14 protein-coding genes and 2 pseudogenes are annotated in these 16,642 nt (G+C 73.2%); 9 read left to right on the top strand and 7 right to left on the bottom strand.

Features of this window, described 5'->3' with window-relative positions:
• Positions 1 to 10: 10 nt before the first annotated feature.
• The 4 genes from AF335_RS27915 to AF335_RS27900 all read right to left on the bottom strand — a co-directional run bounded on the left by AF335_RS27915 (position 11) and on the right by AF335_RS27900 (position 4,767).
• Positions 11 to 424, bottom strand: coding sequence for an SCO4983 family protein (locus tag AF335_RS27915; RefSeq protein ID WP_102921221.1), 414 nt, complete (start codon positions 422 to 424; stop codon positions 11 to 13).
• Between the two features lie 82 nt (positions 425 to 506).
• Positions 507 to 1,718 carry a pyridoxal phosphate-dependent aminotransferase gene (locus tag AF335_RS27910; protein WP_102921460.1) on the bottom strand — a complete coding sequence of 404 codons (1,212 nt, stop codon included), beginning with the start codon at positions 1,716 to 1,718 and terminating at the stop codon, positions 507 to 509.
• A gap of 64 nt (positions 1,719 to 1,782) precedes the next feature.
• Complete coding sequence (locus AF335_RS27905; protein ID WP_102921220.1) at positions 1,783 to 3,408, bottom strand: N-acyl-D-amino-acid deacylase family protein; 1,626 nt, start codon at positions 3,406 to 3,408, stop codon at positions 1,783 to 1,785.
• Positions 3,409 to 3,471: 63 nt separating this feature from the next.
• Entirely contained in the window at positions 3,472 to 4,767 is a 1,296-nt protein-coding gene (locus AF335_RS27900; RefSeq protein WP_102921219.1) for an amino acid deaminase, read from the bottom strand.
• 223 nt (positions 4,768 to 4,990) lie between these two features.
• Between AF335_RS27900 and AF335_RS27895 the strand changes: the two are divergent.
• The 4 genes and pseudogenes from AF335_RS27895 to AF335_RS27870 all read left to right on the top strand — a co-directional run.
• Positions 4,991 to 5,257 (top strand): annotated as a pseudogene (locus tag AF335_RS27895) (PfkB family carbohydrate kinase); the annotation flags it as partial.
• Between the two features lie 417 nt (positions 5,258 to 5,674).
• Entirely contained in the window at positions 5,675 to 6,712 is a 1,038-nt protein-coding gene (locus AF335_RS36740) for a PfkB family carbohydrate kinase (protein WP_411158108.1), read from the top strand.
• A 58-nt stretch (positions 6,713 to 6,770) separates the two neighbouring features.
• Complete coding sequence (locus AF335_RS27875; RefSeq protein WP_102921218.1) at positions 6,771 to 7,571, top strand: IclR family transcriptional regulator; 801 nt, start codon at positions 6,771 to 6,773, stop codon at positions 7,569 to 7,571.
• Positions 7,568 to 7,972: a RidA family protein gene (locus tag AF335_RS27870; RefSeq protein WP_102921217.1), complete on the top strand. Its 405-nt coding sequence runs from the start codon at positions 7,568 to 7,570 to the stop codon at positions 7,970 to 7,972. The genes AF335_RS27875 and AF335_RS27870 overlap by 4 nt, the downstream gene beginning before the upstream one ends.
• A gap of 32 nt (positions 7,973 to 8,004) precedes the next feature.
• On the opposite strand, the gene AF335_RS27865 is transcribed toward AF335_RS27870, so the two are convergent.
• The gene (locus tag AF335_RS27865; protein WP_102921216.1) at positions 8,005 to 8,319 is read right to left on the bottom strand and encodes a hypothetical protein; all 315 of its coding nucleotides are present in this window, start codon (positions 8,317 to 8,319) and stop codon (positions 8,005 to 8,007) included.
• A 315-nt stretch (positions 8,320 to 8,634) separates the two neighbouring features.
• Complete coding sequence (locus tag AF335_RS27860) at positions 8,635 to 9,945, bottom strand: M14 family metallopeptidase (RefSeq protein WP_102921215.1); 1,311 nt, start codon at positions 9,943 to 9,945, stop codon at positions 8,635 to 8,637.
• A gap of 326 nt (positions 9,946 to 10,271) precedes the next feature.
• Between AF335_RS27860 and AF335_RS27855 the strand changes: the two genes are divergently transcribed.
• Positions 10,272 to 11,129 (top strand): S1 family peptidase, encoded by an 858-nt coding sequence (locus AF335_RS27855; protein WP_102921214.1) that lies wholly within the window; start codon positions 10,272 to 10,274, stop codon positions 11,127 to 11,129.
• A gap of 64 nt (positions 11,130 to 11,193) precedes the next feature.
• Here the strand turns inward: AF335_RS27855 and AF335_RS27850 are convergent, their stop codons facing one another.
• Positions 11,194 to 12,927, bottom strand: a complete 1,734-nt coding sequence (locus tag AF335_RS27850) for a chitinase (protein WP_102921213.1) — start codon at positions 12,925 to 12,927, stop codon at positions 11,194 to 11,196.
• A gap of 290 nt (positions 12,928 to 13,217) precedes the next feature.
• Between AF335_RS27850 and AF335_RS27845 the strand changes: the two genes are divergently transcribed.
• From AF335_RS27845 to AF335_RS27830, 4 genes and pseudogenes are all read left to right on the top strand, one after another.
• Positions 13,218 to 14,144 carry a hypothetical protein gene (locus AF335_RS27845; RefSeq protein WP_102921212.1) on the top strand — a complete coding sequence of 309 codons (927 nt, stop codon included), beginning with the start codon at positions 13,218 to 13,220 and terminating at the stop codon, positions 14,142 to 14,144.
• Between the two features lie 82 nt (positions 14,145 to 14,226).
• Positions 14,227 to 14,952 carry a Flp pilus assembly protein CpaB gene (gene cpaB / locus AF335_RS27840; protein WP_184742934.1) on the top strand — a complete coding sequence of 242 codons (726 nt, stop codon included), beginning with the start codon at positions 14,227 to 14,229 and terminating at the stop codon, positions 14,950 to 14,952.
• A 15-nt stretch (positions 14,953 to 14,967) separates the two neighbouring features.
• Positions 14,968 to 16,242, top strand: a complete 1,275-nt coding sequence (locus AF335_RS27835) for a CpaE/TadZ family protein (protein WP_102921211.1) — start codon at positions 14,968 to 14,970, stop codon at positions 16,240 to 16,242.
• Positions 16,173 to 16,514: pseudogene (locus tag AF335_RS27830) on the top strand (acyl-CoA dehydrogenase family protein); the annotation flags it as partial. The gene AF335_RS27835 and the pseudogene AF335_RS27830, both read left to right, overlap by 70 nt.
• Positions 16,515 to 16,642 lie beyond the last annotated feature (128 nt).

Here is a 16,642-nt window from a genome sequence, read left to right as displayed (position 1 = left end):
TCCCCGCCGGTCAGGCGGGGATGCCCAGCGCCGCCGCGTGCGCCCGCAGGCACTCCGCGGCGACGGCCTGACCGGCCGGGTCGTTCGCCGAGGTCGCGACGACCAGCGCCTGTCCGGCGAGCTGGTGCGCCCGCTGGTGCAGGGCGCCGATACGGGCGGGGGTGGCGCGGTCCGCGGAGGGGGCCGCGCGGAGCGGGGCGCTGCCGCGCATCCGGGTGATCCGCTCGGCGAGCCGCTCCGCGGCGTCGTCCAGCGTGCCGGACGGCGCGAGGGCGCGCAGTTCGTCGGTGACGGTCAGCAGCGCGGTGAGGTGGCCCGCCAGGCGGATGTCCAGCTGTTCCTCGCGGGAGTGGTGCAGCTCGCGCGCGCTCCAGCGCTGTGCGGACAGGCTGTGGACCGACTGCGTCCGGATCGGCTCGTACATGGATGGCCTCCTGAATACCTCAGAAGGCCATCCTAACTTAGACGGCATCTAAAGTTGTTTTACTTACAGGGCGAGATCTTGCTCAGGGCTGGCTGTAGCCGTCCAGGAAGGTGCCGATCCGCGTCACCGCTTCTGCCAGGTCCTCGGTGTTCGGCAGCGTGACCAGACGGAAGTGGTCGGGCTCCGGCCAGTTGAAGCCGGTGCCGTGCACCACCATGATCTTCTCGGCCCGGAGCAGGTCCAGGACCATCTGCCGGTCGTCCTTGATCTTGTAGACCTTGGGGTCGAGCCGGGGGAAGGCGTACAGCGCCCCCTTGGGCTTCACACAGGTCACGCCCGGGATCCGGGTCAGCAGCTCGTACGCCACGTCACGCTGCTCCCGCAGCCGGCCGCCGGGCAGCACCAGGTCGTTGATCGACTGCTTGCCGCCGAGCGCCGTGGCCACCGCGTGCTGCGCGGGCATGTTCGCGCACAGCCGCATGTTGGCGAGGATCGTCAGGCCCTCGATATAGCTGTCGGCGTGCGCCTTCGGGCCGCACACGGCCATCCAGCCGCTGCGGTACCCCGCGACCCGGTAGGACTTCGACAGGCCGTTGAAGGTCAGGGTGAGCAGGTCCGGGGCGATGGCCGCGGTCGGCGTGTGGGTGACGCCGTCGTAGAGGATCTTGTCGTAGATCTCGTCGGAGCAGACGATCAGGTTGTGGCGGCGGGCGATCTCCGTCAGGCCGCGCAGCATCTCGTCGTCGTAGACCGCGCCCGTGGGGTTGTTCGGGTTGATGATGACGATGGCCTTGGTGCGGTCGGTGACCTTCCGCTCCACGTCGGCGAGGTCCGGCATCCAGTCCGACTGCTCGTCGCAGCGGTAGTGCACCGCCGTGCCGCCGGCCAGCGAGACGGACGCCGTCCACAGCGGGTAGTCCGGCGCCGGGACGAGCACCTCGTCGCCGTCGTCGAGCAGCGCCTGCATCGACATCTGGATCAGCTCCGAGACGCCGTTGCCGAGGTAGACGTCCTCGACGGACAGCTCGATGCCCTTGGTCTCGTAGTGCTGCACCACCGCCCGGCGGGCGGAGAGCAGCCCCTTGGCGTCGCCGTAGCCGTGTGCGCTGCCGACGTTGCGGAGCATGTCCTCAAGGATCTCCGGCGGGCACTCGAAGCCGAAGGTCGCGGGGTTGCCGGTGTTGAGCTTGAGGATGCGGTGACCTGCCGCTTCCAGCCGCATCGCCTCCTCGAGCACCGGGCCACGGATTTCGTAGCAGACGTTGGCGAGCTTCGTTGACTGGATCACCTGCATGACGGCCACCATACGGGGGCCCCGGGACCCCCGCGCGTGGATTCCCGTCACACCGGAGGGCCGCTCAGGGCCCGGACCGGCGCCCCGGCGACCGCCGGACCGTCCGCCCCGCCAGGACGTCCGTCCGGCGCCCGTCTTCCATCACAAAGCGTCCGGCAATCAGGACATAAGGAATGCCGGTCGGAAGTGTCCGCGGGGCTTCGAAAGTGGCACCGGCGGCCACGGTCGCCGGATCGAAGAGCACCAGGTCGGCGCGGTATCCCTCGCGTACGAGACCCCGGTCGGGCAGCCTCAGCCGGGCCGCGGGACGCGACGTGAGATGCGCCACGCACTCCTCCAGCGAGAGCACCCCGAGCTCCCGCGCGTAGTGGCCCAGGTAGTGCGGAAACGTGCCGTACGCCCGGGGGTGCGGCTTGGCGCCGTGCAGGATCCCGTCGCTGCCGCCGGTGTGCGCGCGATGGCGCATGATCGCCCGTACGTTCTCCTCGTGCCCCACGTGCTGGAGGATCGTCGGCCCCAGCCGGTCGGCGATCAGCAGCCCGCGGGCGACGGCCCACGGCCGCTCGCCGCGCGCCCGGGCGAGGGCGGCGACGGTCCGGCCGACGTACCCGGTCAGCGCCGGGTCCGCCACCCCGGAGATCTCGATGGCGGCCCAGTCGATCGGCACCCCGTGACAGCCGTCCGCGCCCTCGGTCTCCATCGCGTGCCGGATCCGCTCGGCCGTCGCGTCGTCCCGCAGCCGCGCCAGGACCGCCTCCGGGCCGCCCTCGCCCGCCCAGCTCGGCAGCATCGCGACGAGCGTGGTGCAGCCCGGGGTGTACGGATAGGTGTCCAGGGAGAGGTCGGCGCCGTCCGCGAGCGCGGCGTCGAGCAGCGCCAGCAGCTCGGGGGCGCGGCCCTCGTTCACCCCGAAGTTCATGGTCGCGTGCGCGAGGTGCAGGGCGCAGCCCGCCTCCCGGGTGAGGGCGATCATCTCCGCGTACGCGTCGAGCGCGCCGGCCCCGTACGAGCGGTGGTGCGGGCAGTAGTAGCCGTCGTACGCGGCGACGACCCGGCACAGCTCCGTCAGCTCGGCGTCGCTCGCGTACATGCCGGGGGTGTAGGTGAGTCCGGAGGAGAGGCCCACCGCGCCCTGTTCCAGGCCCTCGGCGACCAGCCGTTTCATCCGCTCCACCTCGGCTTCCGTGGCCTTCCGGTCCTCCCAGCCGACCGCGAGCATCCGCACGGTGCCCTGCGGGACGAGATAGGCGGCGTTGACGGCGATGCCCTGCCGGTCGAGCCGGTCCAGGTAGCCGCCGACGGTCCGCCAGTCGAAGTCGACGCTCGTGTCCCCGGGGCCGCCGCCGTTCCAGCCGGTGATCTGGGCGCGGACCTCGGCGAGGGTGCGGTCGTCGACGGGCGCGTACGACAGGCCGTCCTGGCCGAGGACCTCCAGGGTCACGCCCTGGGCGGTCTTGGCCTCGTGCGCGGGGTCGCGGAGGAGGGCGAGGTCGCTGTGGGCGTGCATGTCGATGAAACCGGGGGAGAGGGCGAGGCCGTGGGCGTCGAGCACACGGCCACCGCCGGGGCGGCGGCCGTGCCCCTCTCCGCGGATCTCGGCGATGCGGCCGTCCTTGAGGGCGACGTCCGCGCGGTAGGAGGGGGCGCCCGTGCCGTCGACGACGCGGACGTCGCGGAGGACGGTGTCCATGGTGGTCCTTTCCCCGGCTCCGGCCCCGCCCGCCGCACGGCGGGTCGTCGCCGTGCCGGTGCGTCAGAAGAACGTGCGGACGTATTCCGTGACCGTGCCGTCCTCCTCCACCAGGGGGATCAGCTGCCACTTGTCGAACGTCGTGCACGGGTGCGACAGCCCCAGCCCCACCCAGTCCCCGACCTCCAGCTCCGCGCCCTCCGCCAGCTCCACGAAGGTGTGCTGATCGGCGAGGGCCACGACCGTCATGCCCCCGGCGGGCCGTACGGAGCCGTCGCGCGCGGAGCGTACGAGCTGCGGCTCGGGCAGGTCGATGTCGTACGGGGCGTCGCGCTTGCCCGCGTTGAGGTAGGCGCGGCCCGGCTCCGGGCGGGAGACGACCTGGGCCCACAGCCGTAGCGCGGGGAGCAGGGCGCCCTGCTCCGGGTGGCGGTTGAACGGTGTCTTCCGGCGGTAGAGGCCGTCGTCGTGGGTGACGTAGGCCCCGGCGCGCAGCACCTTCCGCACGGGGGCGGACAGCGGCGGGAGCTCCGCCAGGACGTCGGCGACCGCGTCGAACCACGTGCTGCCGCCCGCGCTCACCACGATCTCCGCCGCCCCGGCGAACCGGCCGGTCCGGTCGAACTCCACGGCGAGCGCGGTCAGCCGCCGCAGCCAGGTCCGTACGAGCCCGGCGTCGGCCTCCGGTATCTCGCCCTCGTAGCCGGCGACGCCGGCCAGCCGCAGCGTGTCCGTGGCGGCCACGGCGTCCGCGACGGCGGCGCACTCCTCCTCGGTGCGCGCCCCCGTGCGGCCGCCGTCGGCGCCCAGTTCGACGAGGACGTCCAGGGGGCGTGCGGCGCCGGCCGCGCGCAGGGCGGTGTCCATGAGCTCCACGCCGCGCGCCGAGTCGACGTAGACGAGGAGGCGGAAACCGGGGTCGGCGGCGAGCTCCGCCGCGAGCATGCGCAGGGCGGCCGGGTCCACGACCTCGTTGGCGAGCAGTATCCGCCGGACGCCGAAGGCGCGGTAGACGCGGACCTGCGCGGGGGTCGCGGCGGTGAGGCCCCACGCGCCGCGGGCGAGCTGGCGCGCGAACAGCTGCGGCGCCATGGCGGTCTTGGCGTGCGGCGCGAAGGCGAGGTCGCGCTCGGCCGACCAGCGCTCCATGAGGGCGAGGTTGTGGTCGAGCGCGGCCGCGGAGAGGGTGAGCACGGGGGTGGTGAAGCCGCCGGTGAACAGCGGGCGGCGCTCGGCGGCCAGCGCGCCGGCGGTCAGGCCCTCCGCGTCCGGGGGCAGGCCCTTGAAGCGGTGGTCGAGGCGTTCCTCGCCGAGGCGCGCGACGGCGGCCTCGCTGAAGGGTCCGGCGCCGCGCGGCATGAGGCCTCCCGTGAACGTCAGTTGCAGTATGCGCAACATCCATTGCGTATATCGCTCACCGCTGTCTAACATCCCGGCAGGCGCAGGGTCAACGGATGTCCCGGAACGTCCGGGACACCGTCACATGGCGTGCACGGCGGGCTTTTCGGCGAGTGAGGGGTACGGGGTGACCGGCGTCGGCGGGGCGGACACGGACGCGGAAGTGGTCTGCCTCGGCGAGGCCATGGTCGCCTTCCGGCCCTCCTGCCCCGGCCGCCTGGGCGACGTGCCGTCCTTCGAACGAGGCGTCGGCGGAGCGGAGGCGAACGTCGCCTGCGCCCTCGCGGCGGCGGGGCACCGCACACGGTGGATCGGCCGGGTGGGCGCGGACGCCTTCGGCGACTACGTGGTGTCGGCGATCGCGGCGTACGGCGTGGACGTCTCGGCGGTCCGCCGCGACCTGCTGCGACCGACAGGGATCTACTTCCGGACGGCGGGCGAACGGGCGGTGACGGGCGCCCCGGAGGCGGGTGCCGGGGCCGTTGCGGAGCCGGACGCTCCCGCGTCGGCGGACCCCCGCGAGGACGCGCCGCCCGGCGCCCCGGTGGCGGACCTCTCCGGCCCTGTGCCGACGGGTTCCCCTGCGGGTGTGCGCGGGCCGGCGCCGGAGACGGCCGAGGGCGTACGTGTGGAGGCGTCGTCCGGTGCTCCGGGTACGGGTTGCTCCGGTCCCGTGCCGGTGGGCCCTTGCGTGGACGCGTCGCCCGGCGCTCCGGCGGCGGACCGCTGTGGTCCCGTGCCGCCGGGCTCCTGTGCGGACGTAACCGGCCCGGTGCCGGGTGTCGCCGCCGACGTGGGCTCCCACGAGGGCGCTCACGCCGAGCTCGCCGAAGTCGCCTACTACCGTGCCGGGTCCGCCGCCTCCGCCATGTCCCCCGAGGTCGTCCCCCGCGCGGCCGCCTGGGCCGGGCGGGTGCTGCACCTGACCGGGATCACCCCCGCGCTCTCCGCCGGCTGCCTCGCCCTCGTCCGCGCGCTGACGGACCGCGCGCTGCCCGGCCGCCCGCTGCTCTCCTTCGACGTCAACTACCGCGTGGGCCTGTGGCGGGACGCGCCCGAGGGCCCCGCCGTCCTCACCGAGCTCGCCCGCCGCTGCGACCTCGTCTTCGTCGGCGAGGACGAGGCGGAGGCGGCCTGGGGCCTGCACGGCCCCGCCGCGATCCGGGCCGCGCTGCCCGAACCGGACGTCCTGGTCGTCAAGCGGGGCGCGGCGGGGGCGGTGGCGTACGTACGGGAGGGGTACGACGCGGACGCGACGAGCGCGGACGCGGGCTCCGGCCGGCCCGCCCCCGAGGGCCGGGCGCCCCGAGAGGCCCACGCCCAGGGGGGTGGCGGCCTGCCGCCCCGTACGCCGGGGCCGGTCGCCCCCGGCGAGGGCGCGTCCGGGCCCGGCACCCCGGAACACGGAACCCGCCGCGCCCCGGACCGTTCCCGTCCTGGCGGTCCTGGCGGTCCTGGCGGTCCTGGCGGTCCTGGCGGTCCTGGCGGTCCTGGCGGTCCTGGCGGTCCTGGCGGTCCTGGCGGTCCTGGCGGTCCTGGCGGTCCTGGCGGTCCCGGCAGCGTTGGCGGCCCCGCCCGCCCCCGCGACCGGGTCCTCTCCGTCCCCGCCCTCCGTGTCGACGTCGTCGCCCCCGTCGGCGCCGGTGACGCCTTCGCCGCCGGGTTCCTCTCCGCCACCCTGCGCGGGCTGGGCGTCCGGGCACGGTTGCGGCACGGGCACCTCATGGCCGCCGCCGCGCTCACCACCGCCGGGGACCTCGGCGCGCCGCCGCGCCGGGCGGACGCCGACCGGCTGGCCGCGCTCGACGACGCCGCCTGGGGGAGACTGCGACTCGGCCCCGGCTGGACGCACCGTCCGCCCGCGGCCGAGGCCCCGTACGCCGAGGTGGAGGACCGCACCGCATGAACGACCCCGCGCACTCGCGCGCCACGACCGCCCGCCACGGGAACGGCGGGTCACGCGCATGAGCCAGACCGTCGACCGGGCGCTGACCATCCTCCCGCTCCTCGCCGAGGGCCCCGCCAACCTCGAACAGGTGGCGACCCGGCTCGGCGTCCACAAGTCCACCGCGCTGCGCCTCCTGCGCACCCTGCACGAGCACGGCTTCGTCCACCGCCAGCAGGACCAGCGCTACCGCCTCGGCGCCCGCCTGTTCGCCCTCGCCCAGCAGGCCGTCGAGAGCCTCGACGTACGGGAGATCGCCCACCCCCACCTCGTCGCCCTCAACGAGGCGTGCGGCCACACCGTGCACCTCGCCGTGCACGAGGAGGGCGAGGTCCTCTACATCGACAAGGTCGAGAGCCGCTACCCCGTACGGATGTACTCCCGCATCGGCAAGCCCGTCGCGATCACCGTCGCCGCCGTCGCCAAGCTGCTCCTCGCCGACCTCCCCGAGCCCGAGCGCCGCGCGCTCGCCGAGCGGCTCGACTACCCGGCCTACACCGCCCGTTCGACACCGAACGCCGCCGCCTTCCTCAAGGAGCTGGCTACCGTGCGCGAGCAGGGCTGGGCCACCGACCTCGGCGGCCACGAGGAGTCCATCAACTGCGTCGGGGCGCCCGTCCGGGGCGTGGCCGGGCGCGTCGTCGCGGCCTGCTCCATCTCGGCGCCCAACGTCGTCGTCACCGCCGAGGAACTCCTCGCGCTCCTCCCGCTGCTGCGCCGCACCGCCGAGGCGATCAGCGCGGAGTACTCCGGAAGACCTCTTCCCGGAGACCGGCACGACCCGTCCCGCTCGTTCCCCCTCACGAAGGAAACGCCATGACCCAGAAGACCGCGGTCCACCCCGCCGGCCACGCCGCCGCGCCCGCCAAGTTCTCGCACGGCGTGCGCAAGGGCAATATCCTCCAGGTCGCCGGCCAGGTCGGCTTCCTGCCCGTCGAACCGGGCCAGGAGCCCGTGCTCGCCGGGCCGACCCTGCGCGAGCAGACCCGGCAGACCCTCGCCAACGTCAAGGCCGTCCTGGAGGCGGGCGGCGCGAGCCTGGAGGACGTGGTCATGCTCCGCGTCTACCTGACCGACACCGCGCACTTCGCCGAGATGAACGAGGTCTACGACGAGTTCCTCGCCGACCTCAAGGAGGCCCCGGCGGCCCGTACGACGGTGTACGTGGGCCTGCCCGACGGCCTGCTGGTCGAGATCGACGCCCTCGCCGTGCTCGACTGACCCGCGACGGCCCCGCCCGCCCGGGGCGGGGCCTACGCGACGCGGGCGACCATGCGGCAGTTGGCGCACCAGAAGAGATAGCCGTTGGCGTCGACGTCCTCGCTGCCGCAGGCGAGGCACGGGCACCCGACGAAGTTCGCCGGCACCCAGGAGTGCGACGCCCGGGCGATCCGCACGTCCGCGTTGGCCTCCCTGGCGTAACACTCGATGCACACCCCGCCGTTGTGCCCGGGGAGCTTCATCGTCCGTTCGTGGCACACGACGCACATCGCCGTGCCGACCAGTTCGGGCGCGAGCGGCGTCCGTTGCGCCCGCTTGACCGGTACGTCGCGCTCGCCCGCCGTCATGCGAGCACCGTGCCCGTGCCGGCACACCCGCTGCACTCCGTCGTGACCTCATCGCCCTCGTGCGACTCCCACGTGGCGTGCCCCGATCCACCGCAGTCGGGGCAGTCCTTCTCCGGGGGTAGCGACATGGGTCATCCTCCCTGGCCCGCCTTACGTCGCAACGAGAGTACGCCGACGCCGATCTCCCCGGGCGCGTTCCCGCGAGCCGGGTGCGGGCGGGCGGACCACGACGGTCCGGTGCACCGCCCCTTGGCGCGGGCGGTGCACCGGACCGTCCTTACGGTGCGCGTCCGGCGCGTACGGCGGACGTTTCCGTCAGCCCTTCGCGCAGTACTGCTGCTCCTTGCCGATCGCCCGGTACATGCAGTCCGAGGTCTCCAGGAGCTGGAGCACCGCTTCCCGGTTGCGGGCCGTCTCCCGGTCGATCACCTCGTCCGGCGGGTAGAAGCCGCCGCCCGCGCCGCTCTCGCCCGGATACATCTCGAAGGTGTACGCGAAGATCCGCTGGCTGCCCCACAGCCAGTCGTCGATGGTCCCGTCGGTGATGTACAGGTCGCTCGACTGCTCGGGGGTGTAGCCGTTGCTGGCCGCCATGGCCTTGCCGACGGCCGCGTAGGCGTCGTGGTCGTCCTGGCTGAGGCCGGGCGCGGTGTCGTCGTACGTCCAGCCGAAGGGCCAGAGGACCAGCTCGCTGTAGGTGTGGAAGTCGATGGCCGTCTTGATCTGCTGCTTCCCGCCGACCACCCGGCCGCGGACGAAGTCGGCGACGACCTTCACCTCGGGCGCGGACTCGGGGCCCGAGCCGCGGTAGGTCTCGGATCCGGTGCTGCCCGAGGAGCCGTTGCAGCAGCCCCACTTGAAGTTCCAGTTGCGGTTGAGGTCCGTGCCCCTGTTGCTCGACCCGGCGTTGGGCTGGCGGTTCTTGCGCCAGCTGCGGTACGAACCGGACGCGATGTCGTATTCGCCGCCGTCGGGGTTGACGTCCGGCACGACCCAGATCTCCCGGCTGTCGACCATCTTGGTCACCCGCGGGTCGCTGCCGTACTTCGAGCCGAACTCCTTGAGCAGGTAGAGGGCCATCTCCACGGTGAGGTGCTCGCGCGCGTGCTGGTGGGCGGTGAAGAGGACCTCGGGCTCGGCCTCGTCCACGGCCACGTTCTTGCTGATCTTGACGGCGACGATGTCGCGGCCCTCGTAGGACTTGCCGATGACCTTCTTGCTCATGATGTCCGGGTGGGCGGCGACGTCGGCGTCGATCTCCGCCATGGCCTCGCCGTAGTTGTGGTACTTGGCGTCGGCGGGCGGGAAGTCGAAGGGCGCCGCCTTGGCGCCGCCCGAGCGGTCCGGCGGGCCGGGCAGCGGGCGCACCCGGTAGCCGAGGTTCCGGATCGTCTCGGCCTGCGCGGCGTCCGCCGTGATCACGACGGAGTCCCGGCGGACGGCGTCGATGGCGGCTCCGGTGGCGGCCACGGCGGTGCGTTGTGCGGCCGTGCGCGGGCCGGTGACCTCGTAGGAGTGCGAGGTCCGCGCGTCGTCGCGGGAGGCGGCGGGGACGGCCAGGGCCATGGTGAGCACGGCGGCGACGGCGGTGGCCCACCGTGCTCTGCCGTGCGGTCGCGGTCGCATGCGGTCTCCTCGGGGGGTGAGGTCGTGCGACGGGTGGGGGGTATGCGTCAGCAGCGAACGGTGTCAGTGTCGAGAGATGGCATGAACCGGTCAAGTGCTCGCGTGTGAGCGAATCAGGCCAACTTCCCTTTCACTTCCGACCGATTGATTGCGCACGCTCTCCTCCGAACCAACAATGCACACGTCAAAACTGACGGGATCGGCTCATGGGTCCCTCAGGTCGCAGGCCCCTCATGTCTCAGGTCACCCGTCTCACGGGTCACTCGTATCACGGATCACTCGGAACACAGGTCACTTGGACCACAGGTCCAGAGAGGACACCCCCCATGGCCCTCCAGCCCCTCGCAAGACGACCTCTCCTCGGCGCGCTCTCGGCGCTGATGCTCGCCGGCGCGGCCCTCGTGGGCACCGGCGCGGCTCCGGCCGGCGCGGCCCCCGCCGCCAAGCCCAAGGCCGTCGACTTCGCCGGCACCGTCGCGCTCAGCAACTGTTCCGGCTCGCTCGTCCGGATGCCCGGCTCGGCCGACACCGACCCGGCGCTGGTCATGACCAACGGTCACTGCCTGGAGACCGGCATGCCGGCCGCCGGGGAGGTCATCGTCGACCGCGCCTCCAGCCGTACCTTCAGCCTGCTCAACTCCACGGCGGGCAAGGTCGCCACGCTCCGCGCCACCAAGGTCTCGTACGCCACGATGACCGACACGGACGTCACGCTGTACGAGCTGAACACCACGTACGCGCAGATCAAGCAGCGCTACAACATCAACGCGCTGAGCCTCTCCCCCGACCACCCGACCGCGGGCACGGCGATCAAGGTCGTCTCCGGCTACTGGAAGCGGATCTACTCCTGCAACGTCGACGGGTTCGTCTACCGCCTCCGCGAGGGCGACTGGACCTGGAAGGACTCGCTCCGCTACACCTCGTCGTGCGACGTCATAGGTGGTACGTCCGGCTCGCCCGTCGTCGACGCCACCACGGGCAAGGTCGTCGCGATCAACAACACCGGCAACGAGAGCGGCGAGCGCTGCACGATGAACAACCCGTGCGAGGTCGACGAGAACGGCCAGGTCACCGTCCGCCAGGGCATCAACTACGCCGAGCAGACGTACGGCATAACCAAGTGCGTGGGCGCCGGCAACAAGATCGACCTCGAGCTGCCGGGCTGCACGCTCCCCAAGCCGTAAGGGTTACGCGCGCCGAAGGCGCCGGGCGGGCCCACGGGTTCGTCCGGCACCTCGGCGCGCCCGGTTACGGCAGCCCGTGGACGTGCGGGCCCACCCCGTTCGACCAGGCGTTGCCCGCGCTCGCGTCCCAGTTCGTGGACCACGTCATCGCGCCCCGGATCCCCGGGTAGGTCTTCGCGGGCTTGAACGAGCCGCAGCCCGTGCCCTTGGCCAGGCAGTCGAGCGCGTCGTTCACCACGGACGGGGGGACGTAGCCGCTGCCCGCGCCCCGCGTCGACGCGGGCAGGCCGAGCCCGACCTGGGACGGCGCCAGGCCGCCCTCCAGCTGGATGCAGGCCAGCGCGGTGATGAAGTCGACGGAGCCCTGCGAGTACACCTTGCCGTCGCAGCCGTTCATCGAACCGCTGTTGTAATACTGCATGTTGACGACCGTAAGGATGTCCTTGATATTCAGCGCGGTCTTGAAGTAGCCGGCCGACGTCGACTGCATGTCGATGGTCTGCGGGGCCATCGTGATGACGAGCCTGCTGCCCGCCTTCGCCGAGAGGGAGCGCAGCGCCTGCGTCATGTACGTCGGGTTGAGTCCGTTCTCCAGGTCGATGTCGACGCCGTCGAAGCCGTACTTCTGCATCAGGGCGTAGAGGCTGCTCGCGAAGTTCTCCGCGGACGCGGAGTCGTTGACGCTCACCGTGCCCCGCTCGCCGCCGACGGAGACGACGACCGACTTGCCCGCCGCCCGCTTGGCCGCGATGTCGGCCTTGAACTGCGCCTCGGTGTACTTCAGCGCGGGGTCCAGGGCGAAGGTGACGGCGCCGGGCGTCGCGGTGGCGTCCGCGAAGGCGACGGCGATGATGTCGTACTGGCTCTGCACGTCGCTGATCCGCTGGACGGTGGCGCCGTTGTCGAAGTTCTGCCAGTACCCCGTGACGGCGTGCTTGGGCACGGCCGGCCCGTCGCCGCCCCCGGCCGCCGTGGTGACGGTGACCTCGGCCGACTGCGGCGACTCGCCCGCGCCGTTGGTCGCCGTCACCCGGAAGCGGTACGTGGTGGCGGGCGCGAGCCCGGTGACGGTGGCCGATGCGCCCGCGACGGACTGCGTCTTCGCGCCGTCCTGGTAGACGTTGTAGCCGGTCGCGCCCGTGACGGGGCTCCAGGACAGGCCGACCGAGGTGGCCGTGGCCGTCCCGGCCGTCAGACCGCCGGGGGCGCCCGGCACGGGGTCGCCGGGGTCGCCCCCGCCGGGGCCGGTCAGGGTGACGTCGTCGGCGAAGTAGGCGGCCTGCCCGTACCAGCCGTGCGTGTGGACCGTGACCGAGGTCGTGTCCGGGCCGGTCGTGAACGAGGTGGTCAGCTGCTGCCAGTCGGTCGCGGACGGTGTCCAGGTCGAGACGTCCGTCGTGCCGGTGCCGCTCGCGCCGAGGTACACGTACGCGCCCCGGACCCATGCGCTCAGCGTGTACGAGGAGTTGGGCAGCACGCTCACCGTCTGCGCGCACCGGGCGTTGTCGGCACCGGCCGGGGTGGCCTTGAGCGCGCCCGTGCCGTTGTGGACGGGGGAGGAGACCACCGTGCCGCTGTCGCCCGAACAGGTCCAGTACGAGAGCCCGGACTCGAATCCGGGGTTCTTGGCGAGGTTCGCGGCGCCGGCCGCCAGGGCCGGTGCCCCGGCGTCCAGGCCGGCGAGGCCGCCGGCCGCGAGGAGCGCCGAGGCGAGGACGCCGCCGAGCCGGCGCCCCCGCCCCCGCCCGGGGTCCCTTCCTCTCAGGAAGATTCTTCCGATGTGCCGCGCGCGGTCCATGAGGGCCTCCGGTGGGAGTCGGGGCTGGTGCGGGGCGGGCGACCGGGGTGAGGCTGGGGGGTGGGCGCCGCCTTGTGCGCGTAAAGATGGTCTAGGCCAATGCGTTCGTCAATACGTTCGTCAAGGTTCCCGCGAAGACCGCCAGGCCACCGCGTGGGCGCACGGCCAAACCCCGAGGAACGGTTCTCAGCCGCCCCGTTGGTGGATAAAGTGCGGAGGCATCAGCACAGGGCAGTATCGATCTGCGTCCGCCGCAGCCCACCGCGTCCGGAGTGAACGGGGAAGCCTACGTGCCCCTTGCGATAGCAGTCACCAGCCTCGACCTGGTGATCTCGGCGCCCGACGGGCGGGCCCCCGACGCCGCCGTGTTCCAGCCGCCCGAGGCGCAGTCGCTGGACACCGCCGTCACCCAGACGGCCGTCCTGCTGGACCGGTGCGGCCACGTCGTCACCCTCTACCCCGACTCGCTGCCCGCTCCGTACGTCCGGCGCCTGCACACGATCCGGGCCGTGCTGGAGAGCGACCGGCTGGCCCTGCTGCCCGTCCCGCTGCCGCCGCTCGCCGTCGCGGTCCTCGCCCGCCAGCTGCGCCTGCTGTCCCTCTCCGACCTCGGCCCCGGCGTCCTCGCCGCCGCGGCCCGGCTCCTCGCCCACTACGTCTACGCCGGAGCCCAACTGCCCGGCGTGGGCGGGCTCGACCGGGTCGACGTCGGGCTCGGCGCCCACCTCGCCTCGCTCGTGCCCGGCTCCCGGTTCGGCGTCCTCGTCAACCCCGCGCGCCGGCTCTTCCGCATCGGCGGGGGCGCCGACCTGCCCGCCGGACCGGGCTTCGGCACCCGGCTCACCGTCGCGCGCGCCAGACCCGCCAAGGGCGAGGACTGGGTGGCCGGCACCCTCGCCCCCCACTGGCGCGTCCAGGGCGTCCACGAGGCCCCGCTGCCCGCCGGGTCCGCGCGCTGGTGGGGGAGCCGGGGGGTGGTCGAGTTCGCCGCCGCGATCCCCGACCCCACCGTGCTCTACCAGCTTGTGTCGTCCGTAAGGAGGGAACGGTGCCACTGGTGCGGCCTCGAACTCATCGGTGACCGCTGCGCGTTCTGCGCCGGACCGCTGCCGCGCGCCGACGGCGCCGACGGTCCGGGCGCCGGGGCGGCCGGTGGCGCCCGTACCGCCCTGGCGGGGCCGCCCGGCCGCGCCCGTACCGCCCTGGCCGGCCGCTGACCCCGCGCCCGCGGCCCGGCTGCCCCTCCTCCGCCCTTCGCCCCCGCGTCCCGGCCACGTCCCGAACGAGGTTCGCCGCCCCATGAATTCACGTCAGCGCCGCGGGATCGTCCTGCTGCTCCTGTCGGTCCTCTGCGCCCTGGGCGCCTTCGCCGGGGTCTTCTCCGTCGTCCACGACGCCGAGTCGAAGGTCGGCCCCGAGGCCACCGCCTACCGGCTGCGCGCCGACATCCCCGCCTACCAGCACCTGGAGGACGCCCGGGGCAGCTTCGAGCGGATCTCGATGCCCAGGCGCTGGCTGCCGGAGACCGCCGTCACCGACCTCGCCGCCCTCAAGGGCAAGATCGCCGTCACCCCGCTGCGCAAGGGCTCCCTGCTCCAGGAGGACATGATCGTCTCCCGGCCGGAGGTCGGGCCCGGCCAGCAGGAGATCGCCATCATGATCGACGCGGCCACCGGCGTCGCCGGGAAGATCAACGCGGGTTCGAAGGTCAACATCTACGCCACCTTCGACGGCAAGGACCAGGGCACCAAGCCCGTCTCCAAGGTCATCGTCAGCAACGCCCGGGTCATCGCCGTGGGCCGGCTCAAGGCCCTCGACCGCGACGGCGGCGGCACCGCCGCGGCCACCACCCGGCGGGCCGGCGAGGCCGTGCCGATCACCTTCGCCCTGGACACCAAGGACGCCCAGCGGGTCGCGTACGCCGAGTCGTTCGCCTCCCATGTGCGGCTCGCGCTCGTCGCGCCCGGCGGCGACGGCGAGATCAGCAGCGGCGACCGCACGTACACGCTCGACGGCGACAAATAGCGGTAAGGGGACACCGTGACGATCAGAATCCTCCCGGCCGTCGGTGACCCGGACGCCGCCCGCGCCATCTGCGGGCTCCTCGGCCAGCTTCCCGGCGTCGAGCCGCTGCGGGTGGCCGAGGACGCCACCCGCCTCCTGGACACCCTCGCGGGCCTGGCCGCCGCCTCGGTCGCCGACCTCCCCGAGGTCGTCCTCGTCCATGAACGCCTCGGGCCCTTACCGGCCCTCGAACTCATCCGTGAAGTGGCGCTCCGCTTCCCCGCCACCGGGGTCGTCCTCGTCACCGCGACGCCCAGCCCCGCGCTCTACGCCGCCGCCATGGACGCCGGCGCCCGGGGCCTCGCCGGGCTCCCGCTCTCGTACGAGGAACTGGGCACCCGGGTGCAGGCCGCCGCCCACTGGGCCGCCGGCGTCCGCCGGCACCTCGGCAGCGGACCGGAGACCCTTACGGAGGACGGGGCCGGCGGCTCGCTCGTCGCCGTCGTCGGCGCCAAGGGCGGGGTGGGCACGACCGTCACCGCCGTCCAGCTCGCCCTCGCCGCGAGCGCCGCCGGGCGGTCCGTCGCCCTCGTCGACCTGGACCTCCAGTCCGGGGACGTCGCCTCGTACCTGGACGTCCAGTTCCGCCGCTCCATCGCCGACCTCGCCGGCATCAGCGACATCTCCCCCCGGGTCCTCCAGGACGCCGTCTTCCCGCACCCCGCCGGCCCCGGCCTGCTGCTCGCCCCCGCCGAGGGCGAGCGCGGCGAGGAGGTCGGCGACCTCGCCGCCCGGCAGATCGCCGCCGCCCTGCGCGGCCGGTACGAACTCGTCGTCGTCGACTGCGGCACCCAGATCACCGCCGCCGGGGCCGCCGTGGTCGAACTGGCCGACATCGCCCTGCTGGTGACGACGCCCGACGTGGTGTCCGTACGGGGCGCCAAGCGGATGGTCCGGCTCTGGGAGCGGCTGCAGATCCGCAAGGCGGAGGAGACCACGACCGTCGTCAACCGGCACACCCGGAGCGCCGAGATCCAGCCTTCCCTCGTCGAGCGCACCACGGGCACGAAGGCCGCCCGGACGACGGTCCCGGCCGGTTACAAGGACCTCCAGCCCGCCGTCGACTCCGGCCGGATGCAGGACCTCGACGCGCGGTCGCCCGTCCGGCAGGCGCTGTGGGCCCTCGCCGCCGAGCTCGGCCTCGCCGCGGCGGCCCCCGGCGCCTCCCGGGGCCCGGCCCACGCGGACCGCTCGCCAAGCCGATCTCCGACTTCCAGGGCATCCAGTTCATGCTCGCCGACATGGCCATGAAGCTGGAGGCCGCCCGCCAGCTGACGTACGCGGCCGCCGCGAAGTCCGAGCGGGTCGATGCCGACCTGACCTTCTTCGGCGCCTCGGCCAAGTGCTTCGCCTCCGACGTCGCCATGGAGGTCACCACGGACGCCGTCCAGCTCCTCGGCGGCTACGGCTACACCCGTGACTACCCGGTGGAGCGCATGATGCGCGACGCCAAGATCACCCAGATCTACGAGGGCACCAACCAGGTCCAGCGCATCGTCATGGCGCGCAACCTCCCGAAGTAGCCCCGCCGCCCGCGCGCCGGGCACACGGCGGAAGAGGCCCCCCGGCACCCTGCGATGCCGTTGGCGAATCCGGGGCCTGCGCACTTCGCCCCGCCGGTTATCCGGCGGGGCGAAGTGCTGCCAGGTGG

This window comes from Streptomyces eurocidicus (assembly GCF_002891295.1).
In the GTDB taxonomy this organism is placed as follows: Bacteria; Actinomycetota; Actinomycetes; order Streptomycetales; family Streptomycetaceae; genus Streptomyces; species Streptomyces eurocidicus.
This window is presented reverse-complemented; position numbering and strand designations above follow the sequence as displayed.